The organism is Pseudomonas sp. NFACC08-1 (assembly GCF_900106735.1).
GTDB lineage: Bacteria > Pseudomonadota > Gammaproteobacteria > Pseudomonadales > Pseudomonadaceae > Aquipseudomonas > Aquipseudomonas fluorescens_Q.
This window is the reverse complement of the sequence record NZ_FNNL01000001.1, coordinates 269431-281561: the sequence shown is the minus strand read 5'-3', so window position 1 is coordinate 281561 and position 12131 is coordinate 269431. Positions and strand designations below refer to the sequence as shown.

General features: G+C 60.2%; 12 protein-coding genes. 7 read left to right on the top strand and 5 right to left on the bottom strand.

Going from position 1 to position 12131, the window contains the following annotated elements; all coding sequences use genetic code 11:
* Positions 1 to 18 precede the first annotated feature (18 nt).
* From BLU76_RS01260 to BLU76_RS01240, 5 genes are read right to left on the bottom strand one after another with little or no spacing between them, the layout of a single operon-like run.
* Complete coding sequence (locus tag BLU76_RS01260) at positions 19 to 441, bottom strand: GTP pyrophosphokinase (protein ID WP_092151240.1); 423 nt, start codon at positions 439 to 441, stop codon at positions 19 to 21.
* Positions 438 to 656, bottom strand: coding sequence for a hypothetical protein (locus BLU76_RS01255; RefSeq protein ID WP_256572623.1), 219 nt, complete (start codon positions 654 to 656; stop codon positions 438 to 440). The genes BLU76_RS01260 and BLU76_RS01255 overlap by 4 nt, the downstream gene beginning before the upstream one ends.
* Positions 657 to 690: 34 nt before the next feature.
* A complete protein-coding gene (locus BLU76_RS01250) occupies positions 691 to 954 on the bottom strand; it encodes a hypothetical protein (protein WP_092151234.1) in 264 nt (87 codons plus the stop codon).
* A gap of 19 nt (positions 955 to 973) precedes the next feature.
* Positions 974 to 2239 (bottom strand): PAAR domain-containing protein, encoded by a 1266-nt coding sequence (locus BLU76_RS01245; protein ID WP_063323760.1) that lies wholly within the window; start codon positions 2237 to 2239, stop codon positions 974 to 976.
* A 54-nt stretch (positions 2240 to 2293) separates the two neighbouring features.
* Positions 2294 to 2728, bottom strand: a complete 435-nt coding sequence (locus BLU76_RS01240; RefSeq protein ID WP_063323759.1) for a DcrB-related protein — start codon at positions 2726 to 2728, stop codon at positions 2294 to 2296.
* Positions 2729 to 2976: 248 nt separating this feature from the next.
* Between BLU76_RS01240 and tssI the strand changes: the two genes are divergently transcribed.
* The 7 genes from tssI to BLU76_RS01205 all read left to right on the top strand — a co-directional run bounded on the left by tssI (position 2977) and on the right by BLU76_RS01205 (position 11313).
* Positions 2977 to 4908: a type VI secretion system Vgr family protein gene (gene tssI, locus BLU76_RS01235; protein WP_092221226.1), complete on the top strand. Its 1932-nt coding sequence runs from the start codon at positions 2977 to 2979 to the stop codon at positions 4906 to 4908.
* Between the two features lie 18 nt (positions 4909 to 4926).
* Positions 4927 to 5361: a DcrB-related protein gene (locus BLU76_RS01230; protein ID WP_092221224.1), complete on the top strand. Its 435-nt coding sequence runs from the start codon at positions 4927 to 4929 to the stop codon at positions 5359 to 5361.
* A gap of 63 nt (positions 5362 to 5424) precedes the next feature.
* Positions 5425 to 5775, top strand: a complete 351-nt coding sequence (locus tag BLU76_RS01225; protein ID WP_256572063.1) for a hypothetical protein — start codon at positions 5425 to 5427, stop codon at positions 5773 to 5775.
* 84 nt (positions 5776 to 5859) lie between these two features.
* A complete protein-coding gene (locus BLU76_RS01220) occupies positions 5860 to 10248 on the top strand; it encodes an RHS repeat-associated core domain-containing protein (protein ID WP_092221222.1) in 4389 nt (1462 codons plus the stop codon).
* Positions 10249 to 10262: 14 nt separating this feature from the next.
* Positions 10263 to 10697, top strand: coding sequence for a tetratricopeptide repeat protein (locus BLU76_RS01215; protein ID WP_092221220.1), 435 nt, complete (start codon positions 10263 to 10265; stop codon positions 10695 to 10697).
* Between the two features lie 7 nt (positions 10698 to 10704).
* Positions 10705 to 10935 (top strand): hypothetical protein, encoded by a 231-nt coding sequence (locus BLU76_RS01210; RefSeq protein ID WP_177344749.1) that lies wholly within the window; start codon positions 10705 to 10707, stop codon positions 10933 to 10935.
* Positions 10936 to 10941: 6 nt separating this feature from the next.
* Entirely contained in the window at positions 10942 to 11313 is a 372-nt protein-coding gene (locus BLU76_RS01205) for a DUF6124 family protein (protein ID WP_092221219.1), read from the top strand.
* The last annotated feature ends 818 nt before the right edge of the window (positions 11314 to 12131 follow it).

Genomic DNA, 12131 nt, shown 5'->3' with positions numbered 1-12131 from the left:
AGACGGCGGCGACATGATTCATTGCTCTTGCAGGTAACGCAATGCCCGATGATATTTCGCGGCGCGTTCCAGGTCCTTGTCTCGCACGACGGGCAGCCGAGTGAGGTCAAGATTGTCGTGGATGTCCGCTATTTTCACTTTGGTCGCCAGTGGATTGGGACGAATCCGGGCGATGAATTGTTCATAGGACTCGCCCTTGCGCTTGGTCAAGCAGTCGATAGCCGTCACCACAACCTCGGGAATGCCAAGCCCGCGCAGCTCATCCAGCGTGACATCGCCGTCTTCGACCACATCATGCAACAGGCTGACCAGTTGCTCTTCAAGCCCGTCGAACTTCATCATCAGGCGCAACGGGTGGAGGATGTAGGGCTTGCCGGCCTTATCCACCTGGCCCGCGTGGACCCTTGAAGCCAGGGCGATTGCAGCGTCCAGAATGCTCATTGGCGATCAAAGCCCTTCGCGTATTGTTCTTTGGAAATCTCGCGACCATACAAGACGGCGTCGTTGTACAGCCTATTGTCCGCGGGAACCGATTGTTCGCTTTCGGCAGCACCGTAAAACTTCCTGAATACGGTCCCGGTGCGAGGGTCCCAACGGAAGGTGACCGCTTCGTAGGCGTAGTCCAGGAACACATCCCGACTGGCGAAGGCACTCAATTCAATTCCCACCGTTCCCCCTGCCCTTCGACGATCAGATGGCGGTGCCGCGGTTCGTTCCCGGTTGGACAATCAATAGCTCGTCCAGCTCACGCTTCCTGCAACGCGCCACAAAAGGCAGCGCCGCATCCGGGTCACGCTTGAACAGCTCGAAGGTCGCCTGATTGATTTCATAATATTCCTCGTAGTCGGCCATGCCGTTGCTGACCGGTATGGAGACATAGAATCGACCCGAATCCTGTTCGATACCCACGCAGAACATGTGTTCGCGACTGACCAGAACATCTTGAAATTTCATGATTTGCCTACCTCTACCGTCATAATGGCGTCCAACTGAAGTCTTTGGGCAAAATGCCCCCGGCATCGATGACCGCCTCGCTGGCACCGGTCGGCAGCTTGCCGCCAGGGATCCAGAATTCGTTGGCGCCGGCCTCGTTACCTGAAGGAATCCGCAGGTTCATGTCTTTAGGCGCGGGGATGTCGACCCGCACCAGAGTACTACTTTCCAGGGTATTTTCTGGTAGCCCAAGGGCCTTCTCCAATGCGCGCTTGTCGCCCTTGGCATTGGCAATCAATTGATCGGCTTCAGCCTTGGGCATCAGGAACGTCGTGCCGTCGCGCTGGGCGATGCCGTACTTGTCCAGGTTGGCCTTGGTGGTGAAGCGCGAGGCACCGTTCTCGAACTGGGCCAAGTGTTCTTTCACATACTGCGGTGACAGGTACGTGTCGGCGTCGGGTCGCGACCCTTTCGGCATGGCCAGGATATCGGCCTCGGTCACGCCAGGCTTGTACTTGGGCGGCGGCAGTTCGGCAGGCTTGGCCGCCTTCGCCATCTTCGGACTCAGCCCCAGCATGGCCATGCCGGCGACCCCTTGCAGCAGGTCCCGATAGCCAGGCCCCAGGCGGTCACCTAAATCACCGAGAAGCTCCATACCCCCTACGATCAGCCCGCCCACCACCACGAACTCGACGAGCACGGCGATACCCGCCATGGCGGCCATGACCAGCGCAGCACCTGCCGCCAACAACCCCAACACTTCCAGCCCAGTGTGCATCCACCCTTCAAGATCCAGGACAAACGCCACCGACACCGTCGGCCCACCGATGAACGTATTCGGGCTGCCGCTCTTGATGTGGGCTCCGCAGACCATTTTGCTGTGCAAGCGCGCCGCCGGCTTGCCGTTGATAAAGACCGTGGCGCTGCCTTCGGCGATCAGCACCGGGAAGGGCCAGATCGGATGGTTCATCGGCAGCCCGGTGCAGGAAGATGAAGTGTCTTCACCCGCCCGCATGGCATTGCGGCTGTTGATGTAGACGTTGAAGCTGCCCATTATCAACGCCCCCGTAGTGGGCTCGGGCAGGTTGAATATGGTCGAGAGGCCCTTGACGATCTGGAACATCGACAAGCCGCCGGCCGCGATCGAGCCGGCCATGATCGCCAGGGCCACGCCGCCCGTGGCAACCGTCGCGGCAACGACCGCAGCGCCGATCAAGGCACCGGCCACGGCTCCGGCGACCATCGCGGCCAACCCGAACCCGTGGGCTATTTCGTCACCCAGACGTGCTGCAGCCTGTGCATCCATTGCGCGCATCTACCTGACTGATGTGTATGACTGCTCAGTGGGACGTATGGATGCTCAGATGATCGGAGGCTGTGGCTTGAACGAATGCATCGCCACCTTCCAGGCCGGCTCGTGATAGGCGAAATCGTTCGGTGTGGTGGTCAAAGTGGTGATCACCACGGATGGTTTACGCTCGATGAACACCTGGCGCAGCATCAGGTCGCGCCCCTCGCGTTGCCAGGTGTAGTCCAGCAATGTAGCGGTGTGCCCATGCAGTACGGTGTCCCAGCGCTGCACCAGCTTGAAGCCCGGCAACTGCTGCTCCGCGCTTTTGAGTTGGCGGTCCACGTACTCGGCAAAAGGAGCATCGCCCTGAGTGGTATCGCGGCTGATGACGAAACTGGCTTCTTTAGCAGGACCGACTGCCGGCAGCTTGAAAATATTGATGCTCTGGTCCTGCCAGGTATCGGGGATTTCGAGATCGGCTTCTTGAATGCGGTAAGAGGTCACAGTAATCGCTTTCCATGGACGTGAGGTGACGCGCGAAGGAGCAGATATTCAAGTAATGCCTGGTAACAATCAAGAACCGGGTTCCTCTGCCTCAAGCAACGAACTACATTATGCGATCAGCGTCACTACTCTGGCGATTTCATGCCTGTGCACGAGCTATCAAAGGGCGCGATCGCTTGATCTTCAACGTCAAAAGCCGGCAATCTTGCGCAGCGTCAAATGGACTGCGGCAGCGATAAGGACAACCGATGCTATTCAACCAAGCCTCACGCCTGGCCAAAGTCACCAGCCCCCTGGGACCTGAGGTGCTGTTGCTCAAGGACATGGGCGGCGGTGAAGAATTAGGGCGGCTGTTCAACTACGAGTTGCAGCTGCATTCGCTGGACAATGCCATCGACCTCAACCAGCTGCTCGGCAAGCCCATGTGCGTGAGCCTGCAGCTCGATGGCGGTGGCGAGCGCTACTTCCATGGCATCGTCGCCCGTTGCAGCCAGAACGTCGACCAGGGCCAGTTCGCCAGTTACCAGGCGACGTTGCGGCCGTGGTTGTGGCTGCTGACCCGCACTTCCGATTGCCGGATTTTCCAGAACCTGACCATCCCGCAGATCATCAAGCAGGTGTTCCGCGACCTGGGCTTTTCCGATTTCGAAGACGCCTTGAGCCAAACCTATCGCGAGTGGGAATACTGCGTGCAGTATCGCGAGACCAGTTTCGACTTTGTCAGCCGCTTGATGGAACAGGAAGGCATCTACTACTTCTTCCGCCATGAGCAGGGCCGCCATGTGCTGGTGCTGGCTGACGCCTATGGCGCCCACACCACGGCCCCCGGCTACGGTTCGGTGCCGTACTACCCGAAGAACGAGCAGCAGCGCGAGCGCGACCACATCCACGACTGGCACCTGGCCCAGGAAGTCCAGCCCGGTTCGCTTGAGCTCAACGATTACGACTTCCAACGCCCCAGCGCACGTATCGACGTGCGCTCGGCCATGCCGCGCCCACACACGGCTGGCGACTATCCGCTGTACGACTACCCCGGCACTTACGTGCAAAGCACCGATGGCGAACACTACGCCCGCACCCGCATCGAAGCCTTGCAGAGCCTGCACGAACAGGTGGAACTGGCCGGCAACGCCCGGGGCCTGGGCTCGGGGCATCTGTTCAGCCTCACCGGCTTCAGCCGCCAGGACCAGAACCGCGAATACCTGATCGTCGGTGCCCGCTATTACCTTTCCCAGGAAAGCGGCGAGACCGGCGGCGGCGCGCCGTCGGCCCAGTTCGAAAGCAGCTTGACCTGCATCGACGCCCAGCAGAGTTATCGCCCACTGGCGACTACCCACCGCCCCATCGTCAAGGGCCCGCAAACCGCGTTGGTCGTGGGCCCCAAGGGCGAGGAAATCTGGACCGATCAGTTCGGCCGGGTGAAGGTGCATTTCTACTGGGACCGACACGACCAATCCAACGAAAACAGCTCATGCTGGATTCGGGTGTCGCAATCCTGGGCCGGGAAAAACTGGGGCTCGATGCAGATCCCGCGCATCGGGCAGGAAGTGATCGTGAGCTTTCTCGAGGGCGACCCGGACCGGCCGATCATCACCGGTCGCGTTTACAACGCGGAACAGACCGTACCCTACGACTTGCCTGCCAATGCGACTCAGAGCGGCATGAAAAGCCGTTCGAGCAAGGGTGGCACGCCAGCGAATTTCAACGAAATCCGCATGGAAGACAAGAAAGGCGCCGAGCAGCTGTACATCCATGCCGAGCGCAACCAGGACATCGTGGTCGAGGTGGACGAAAGCCACTCGGTGGGCCATGACCGCAACAAGAGCATCGGCCACAACGAAACAGTGACCATCGGCAACAACCGCCTGCGCATCGTCAAGCAGGAGGACATCCTCTCCGTTGGCCAGCGCAAGACCGACAGCATCAGCCAGAGCTACGTCATCGAAGTGGGCGAGAACCTGCGCCTGGTGTGCGGTGAAAGCATCCTGGAGCTCAACGCCAGCGGCCAGATCAACCTGAGCGGCGTGCAGATCAGCTTCTACGCCAGCGGCGATGCCGAGTTCAACACTGGTGGCGTGCTGCACCTGAACAACGGCGGCGGCCCCGGTGCCACGCCGGACGGCCAGGGCGTCAAGGGCAGCATCGACGCCAACATCAGCGCCGCGTTCCCCAAGGGCTAACTTCGAGATTTTTGCGCCATGACTTATCGCCTCAATGAATTCCAGCTCCAGCTGCCGCCCAGCGAGTTGCTGGACGCGACGATCAACATCCTCAAGTTCCCCGAACTGGGCACCTCCTTGATCGTCAGCCGCAGCCTGCTGGCCGACGGCGAGACCCTGCAAAGCAACCTCGACGACCAGCTCAAGCGCCTGGAAAAACAGGTCCAGCAACTGCGCTGCCAACCGGGCGCCACCGTGCGCGTGGGCGCCAACCAGGAAGTCGAAGCCATTGAATTGCGCAGCCAGTTCAACAAGGGCAACGAAAAGGTCTTCCAATATCAGCTCGCACTGGTACTGCCCGGCACTCGCAAGATGCTTGCCTTGAGCTACGTGAAAGCCGAGAAGCTGGGTGATGCCGAGGCGGCGCATTGGGCGACGATCAAGGGGTCGCTGGTGTTCGACACCCAACCCTGACCCTTGTGGGAGCGAGCTTGCTCGCGATAGCGGTGGGTCAGCTTGCATGGATGCCGGATAACGATGATGCAGCCCCGGCTGCTGTCAACGTACAACCCTACCGGCAACACACTGATTCCTTTGGCAGGTTTCAACATGGGACTGGAAGACGAATACGTGGGCGATGACGGTTGGCGAAGTTTTGTACGCTTGTATGAAGAGGATTATCTCGATGACAACGCGCGTACGTTGGCCAAGGCCATGGATGAGCACCTTGATTTGGCCGTCGTGCTTTATGGTAAAAGAGGGCTCGAAGAAGGGTTGTGGTGGATGGAGCAAAAAGTGCCCGCGCTAGGTGATCTACGCCCCACCGATTGTCTCAAGAAACCAAAGCTGATCAAGCGCCTGAAAATGGCATTAATGGGCATGCCGTAACCCACAAGGACACCGGCGCAATGGAAGGCACCAAATTGCTTGAACCCACGATCATCCGCCACCCTACCCGCCTGAGCAACGTGCATGTCTGACGCGCTCTGGGCCGCCCGCCTGGGCGATGCACTCAACCACACCTCAATGATGGCCGACATCCTCGGCGGCGTGCTGGAGGTGGCGGCCAATATCGCGATCACCGCCCTGGCGACCGCCGCAGTGGTCGCGGCCACGGGCATCACCGTCGCCACCGGCGGCCTGGGCTGCTTCGTCCTGGGCCTGGTGGTGGGCACCGTCGTCGGCCTGGCCATGAGCAAGACCGGGGCCGACAAAGGCCTGAGCAATTTATGCGAGGGCATCGGCAACGCCCTCTTTCCGCCCACGGTGCAGGCCAACATCCTCACCGGTTCCAAGGACACCTTCACCAACAACATCCCCTCGGCCCGCGCCGCCGGCGCTGTGGTTTCCCATGTGGCGCCGGCCGGCACCGAACTGGAAATGCCCGAGCCGGAAGAAGAAGCCGAAGCCAGTTACCTGGACATGGCCGGGAATTTCTTCTCGCAGATGTGGCGCCCCACTGTCGCCTCGCCCGCCCCCGGTACGGAGACCCGACCAGAAGACCTGGTGATCTGCACCAAGCACCCACCCATGCCACCGCAGTTCATGGCCGAAGGCTCGGAGAAGGTCACCATCAACGGCCAGCCCGCCGTGCGCAGCGGCGACCGCAGCACCTGCGATGCGACGGTGGTGTCGGCTGGACTGATCTCGCCCAACGTAACCATTGGCGGCGGCTCGGTGGTGGTGCGCGAGATCCGCAGCGGCAAGACCCCGGGCGTGGGCCTGGCGGTCACCGCGCTGCTGATGCTCAAGGGTGGCAAGGGCAAGTTCTTCAGTAAACTGCCGTGCATGCTGGTGGGCGGCGCGGTGTCCATGGCCGCCAGCAGCGCGGCGAACGCGGCCGCCAACGCCGCCATGGGTTCGTCGAACCCGGTGCATGCCGCCACCGGGGCCAAGGTGCTGGGCGCTGACGAGGATCTGGATTTCGTCTTGCCCGGCATCCTGCCGATTGACTGGCAGCGCGTCTACAACAGCCGTGACGAACGTCGCGACAGTTTGTTCGGCGCCGGCTGGAGCGTCGCCTACGAAGTCCAGGTGGAAATCCAGCCTCATCCCGAGGGCGGCGAAACCCTGATCTACACCGACGAACAGGGCCGGCCCATCGACATGGGTTCCATCCCCTTGGGCGGCGCGGTGTTCAGCGCTGGCGAAGGCCTGGCCGTGCGCCGCCATGTGAACGGGCAATTGCTGATCGAAAGCGAAGACGGCCTGTACCGCTTGTTCGAACCTTCGCCAGCCAACCCCTCACACTTGCGCCTGAGCCAACTGGGCGACCGCAACGACAACCGCATCCACCTCGACTACGACGACGCCGGACGCCTGGTGCGGCTGCGCGACACCTTCGACCTGGTGCACGTCGAGCTGATCCGCGCAGGCGAATGCGTCACCCACATCGAGCGCCTCTACCCCGACCAATCGCGGGAAGTGCTGGTCAGCTATGCCTACGACGCAGCCAACACCCTCGCCGAAGTGCGCGACGCCAGCGGTCAGGTGCAACGGCGCTTTTGCTACGACGCCGGGCAACGGATGGTCGAGCACCAGTTGCCCAGCGGCCTGCATTGCTTCTACGAATGGGCCCTGATCGAAGACCAGGAATGGCGCGTGGTCCGGCACTGGACCGACGAAGGCGACGCCTACCAGTTCGACTATGACCTCAAGGCCGGCATCACCCGCATCAGCGACAGCCTGCAACGCGTCAGCACCCGGCACTGGAACAGCCAGCACCAGATCACCCAATACACCGACAACCTCGGCCAGACCTGGCTGTTCGAATGGAACGATGAGCGCCAGATGCTCAGCGCCACCGATCCACAGGGCGGCCAGTACCAATTCAACTACGACGACGCGGGTAACCTGATCGGCGAAACCGACCCATTGGGCCGCAGCGAATCCACCCTCTGGCTCGAACACTGGGCCCTGCCGCTGGTGGACACCAACGCCGCCGGCCACAGCTGGAAGTACCGTTACGATCAACGCGGCAACTGCACGACGGAAATCGACCCGCTGGGCCACGTCACCCGCTACCGCTACGACACCCACGGCCAGGTCGTGGAGATCATCGACGCCACCGGCAAAAGCAAAAAACTGCGCTGGAACCCGTTCGGCCAATTGGTGGAACACGTCGATTGCTCGGGTTACCCGACGCGCTTCAGCTACGACGCCCGCGGTTACCTGCACACCATCACCGATGCCCTCGGCGAGCGCACCCAATTCAGCTACGACGCCCAAGGGCGGCTGCTCGGCAGCCAATTACCGGACGGCCGCACCGAACACTACCAGCGCGACACCGCCGGCCACCTCATCGGCTACACCGACCCGGCCGGGCACACCACGCTTTACCAACACAACCGCCGCGGCCAGGTCCGCCAACGCACCGACGCCCAGGGCCGGCAAGTGCAGTTCACCTACGACAGCTTCGGCCGGCTGCAAGCGCTGACCAACGAGAATGGTGAAAGCTACCGGTTTGCCTGGGATGCAGGGGATCGGTTGGCCGAACAACAGGACCTGGACGGCAGCGCCAAGCGCTACGACTACGACCGCCTCGACAACGTCGCGGCAGTGACGGCGATGCCCGCGCCCTACGGCACAGGCCTGGCGCTCGTTCCCGAAACACCACCGGCACCCATCGTCCATCGCCTGGAACGCGACGCCGTAGGCCGGCTGATCGCCAAAGTCACCGACGATGGCCGCACCGAATACAGTTACGACCCGCTGGACCAACTCACCGCCGTCACCTTCACCGACCTGCAGGGCAACGCGCAAACCCTGAGCTTCGCCTACGACGCCCTCGGCCAGTTGATCGCCGAAAACAGCGCCGCCGGCAGCCTGCAGCACCACTACGACGAACTCGGCAACCTGATCCAGACCCAACTGCCCGATGGCCGCTGGGTCAACCGCCTGTACTACGGCAGCGGCCATCTGCACCAGATCAACCTCGACGGCCAGGTCATCAGCGACTTCGAACGCGACCGCCTGCACCGCGAAGTGCTGCGCACCCAAGGGCAGATCAGCACCCGCAGCGAATACGACCGCAGCGGCCGCCTGCGCACGCGCCAACGCCGCCACAGCAGCCAACCCTCGCTGCTGCCGGCGGCGGTGCAAAAACACTTCGAGTACGACCCCGCCGACAACCTGATCGGCAAACTCGACCAGCAACCCGCCGCACAACAGCGCCAGCTACTGCACTACGACGCCACCGGCCGCATCATCGCCAGCCAGGACAGCCTGCACGGCCAACGCGAGACCTTCACCTACGACGCCGCCGCCAACCTGCTGGACGGCCCGGCCCCCGGCGCCGGGCTGGTGGTGCACAACAAACTGCTGACCTACCAGGACAAGCGCTACCGCTACGACGCCTTCGGCCGGATGATCGAAAAACGCAGCGCCAAACGTGGCGTGCAACACTTCGCCTATGACGCCGAAAGCCGCTTGATCGAGGTGCGCAACGACGACGGCAGCGTGGTCAACATGGCCTACGACCCGCTGGGCCGGCGCATCGCAAAAACCGAGCACGACAACCACGGCTACCCGCTGGGCGAAACCCGCTTCACCTGGGACGGCCTGCGCCTGTTGCAGGAACACCGCCACCAGCAAACCAGCCTGTACCTCTACGAAGACGACGGCTACGAACCCCTGGCCCGCGTCGATGGAAGCGGCCCGCTGCAAAAGATCCGCTACTACCACAACGACCTCAACGGCCTGCCGGAACAACTCACCGAAGCCGACGGGCACAACGTTTGGCAGGCCACGTATCGGGTGTGGGGCAATACGCTGGAGGAAGTGCGCGAGCCGTATTACATCGAAGAGCAGAATTTGCGGTTCCAAGGGCAGTACCTGGATCGGGAAACCGGGCTGCATTTCAATACGTTCAGGTTTTATGATCCGGATGTGGGGCGGTTTACTACGCCGGATCCGATTGGGCTGAACGGTGGTCTGAATTTCTACGCCTACAGTCCCAACCCCTTTGGATGGATCGATCCACTGGGTCTATCTTGTCGCCTGAACTCTGTAGGCAGAACCCCTGGGAAGAGCAGCCGTACCGGCAAAGCGGTGATCGCGCGGATGAGAGCCGAAGGAAAAATAATCGGTACCGGGAAAAACATGAGATTCCAGAGCACCGACAAGAAATGGTATTCGATTAAAGACGCTGACATGGCTCATAAAACGGATGCCGTTAAATACTGGAACTCCAAAGGCGGTTTCCATGGGGCTAAAACCAAAGAAGTGAGGGGATGGATGCGCGACCCTGACAATTATGAGCTGGAATATTATTCCCATAACCGGTCCAAAGGCGCGCTCCTGACGGATCGATATAGGGACCCCGGCGATTTTATTGGTCCCGCAGAAAAGCCCATTTACTAGTAAAGGAACGTCATATGAAAGACTTGGCAGATGAAAGCCCGACGCTGGCAGACGAAATAATGCGCATCATGGCGTCGGGTAATGAGCTCGATGAGCAAAGCAAAAAAAATGAAGCTCAAGCCCTGTACCAAAAAGCTTGGGACCTGCTTCCTGAACCGAAGCTGGAGTGGACACCTTTGTCAGCCTGGGTCACAGGTTCTTTTTTCAACCTGCATTTCGACAATGGGGATTTCGCGGCGGCTAAAGACTGGGCACAAAAGACCTTGGATGGCCGGGAGTCGGACATCGATACAGGGCCGCTGATTAACTTGGGAATGGTCTATTTTGAGCTGGGAGACCACGCGCAGGCTTATAGGTACTTTGATGACGCCTACAGCTTCGGCAAGGCTCGAGCCTTTCAAGAAAGACCCAAAAAATATCTGAAGTTTTATTTGGAAAAAAAGGCCTGACCAAAGCATGGCTCTAGAGCCCTCACGGCCATTCGGCGAAACCTCAAGCCAGTGGGGCAAGGTCGAGCAGGATTTAAAGAAGCGCGACTATGCGTTGTACTTCGAGGTGTGCGAGGGCGAAGAGAGTTTCTACAACATCACGCGGGTCCCGTCGGACAACCGTGTGCTTGCAAGATATCTGCTGGATAATCCTTGGGGCGGAGGAAAGGGCAAGGCATTGCTCGAGGGGTTTCATTAACGAATCATCTCTCCCGCAGCATGGGCTAGCCGATCCAGTCGGTACTCCCAGGGTCGCACCTCTGCGTCCACTCAATCCAAAACGAAGAAACAAAACGAAGCAGAAAAGCACGCCCTGGATTACTACCTGCTACCGAAGCCGGAAAAATCCGAAAATGCATCCAAACCGGGCCAGCTATTCACCGTGGCAAAAAACACCGACAACGAATGCCTGCTCGCCAACCTCAGCGAAAACCTGGCATCCGCCGACGCGATGATCAGCAACTTGGCTTTCGACCTGGAAGGCCCCCGCCGCCACATCGCCCTCGGCATCCAGCAACTGATTGAACTGAGTTCATTGCTGGCGAACCGAGTACTGGACAACGTCGATCCACGCTGACGCCAAGGGCCATTCATCAGATTTAATTGCCGGTCCACTCAAAGGCGAATAGCCTTGTTCCTGAGCGCGAAACCAGTTGCTTCCCAGCGGCTATAACTGGCGTAGGAACCCCGTCGATGGTTGGGACATCAGCGTAGGGTGAGACCTCCACACCCCTGCTTGAGGGTGTGTATATGAATATCAAGCTAAAAATTCGAGGGCTACTGTCACCAGTAGCCCTTTTCTTTGCCTGTCACAAAAGCGTCTAGCGCTTGTGCAGCAGTTCGCCATGGAGAAAGTTGTTCACAACAGTCCGGCTCAACCGATAAGACCAGATAGGCCGGGTAGGTGATGCCCCGCCCACGCTGAGAGGAAACGCAAAACTGTCGCAACCTACGCAGCTCATCGTCACATCGCTATTCGGGGCTGCGATCTTTCTCCAGACACTTGAGTCTCAAGCGAAAGATCAAAAGATCGCAGGCTTCGCCAGCACCTACAGAGCCGAGCGGAAGCAAGCTCCCTCGCCACGGATCCTGGGGCATTACGAAGGCTTGTTTATTCTTCCTCTGCAACGCTTCCACCAAGCTACGAATCCTTGCGCCATTGCCTACAACTACGCCAGAATCCGCCCGCTTGTGCGCCTTGCTCATGGGTTCTATCGTTTCTCTGCCACTGCCCATCAGTGGTCGGGTTTAGTAGCCCGGTAGTAGTAGTAACGGTTGCATGAGTCTCATCAGTCAGGCATTGCCTGCACTCGATGGTGGCTGTGCGCATGGCGCCTTCGGGCGCGCCGGGATCCGTTACCTCTACCGGTCTACTAACTTGCGCACAGCTGCCTC

Bases quoted from the DNA above. Each gene is read 5' to 3' on its own strand.
- BLU76_RS01220 (WP_092221222.1), top strand. From the start codon at position 5,860: ATGTCTGACGCGCTCTGGGCCGCCCGCCTGGGCGATGCACTCAACCAC.
- BLU76_RS01250 (WP_092151234.1), bottom strand. From the start codon at position 954: ATGAAATTTCAAGATGTTCTGGTCAGTCGCGAACACATGTTCTGCGTG.
- BLU76_RS01225 (WP_256572063.1), top strand. From the start codon at position 5,425: ATGATGCAGCCCCGGCTGCTGTCAACGTACAACCCTACCGGCAACACA.
- BLU76_RS01210 (WP_177344749.1), top strand. From the start codon at position 10,705: ATGGCTCTAGAGCCCTCACGGCCATTCGGCGAAACCTCAAGCCAGTGG.
- BLU76_RS01245 (WP_063323760.1), bottom strand. From the start codon at position 2,239: ATGGATGCACAGGCTGCAGCACGTCTGGGTGACGAAATAGCCCACGGG.
- BLU76_RS01215 (WP_092221220.1), top strand. From the start codon at position 10,263: ATGAAAGACTTGGCAGATGAAAGCCCGACGCTGGCAGACGAAATAATG.
- BLU76_RS01260 (WP_092151240.1), bottom strand. From the start codon at position 441: ATGAGCATTCTGGACGCTGCAATCGCCCTGGCTTCAAGGGTCCACGCG.
- BLU76_RS01230 (WP_092221224.1), top strand. From the start codon at position 4,927: ATGACTTATCGCCTCAATGAATTCCAGCTCCAGCTGCCGCCCAGCGAG.
- tssI (WP_092221226.1), top strand. From the start codon at position 2,977: ATGCTATTCAACCAAGCCTCACGCCTGGCCAAAGTCACCAGCCCCCTG.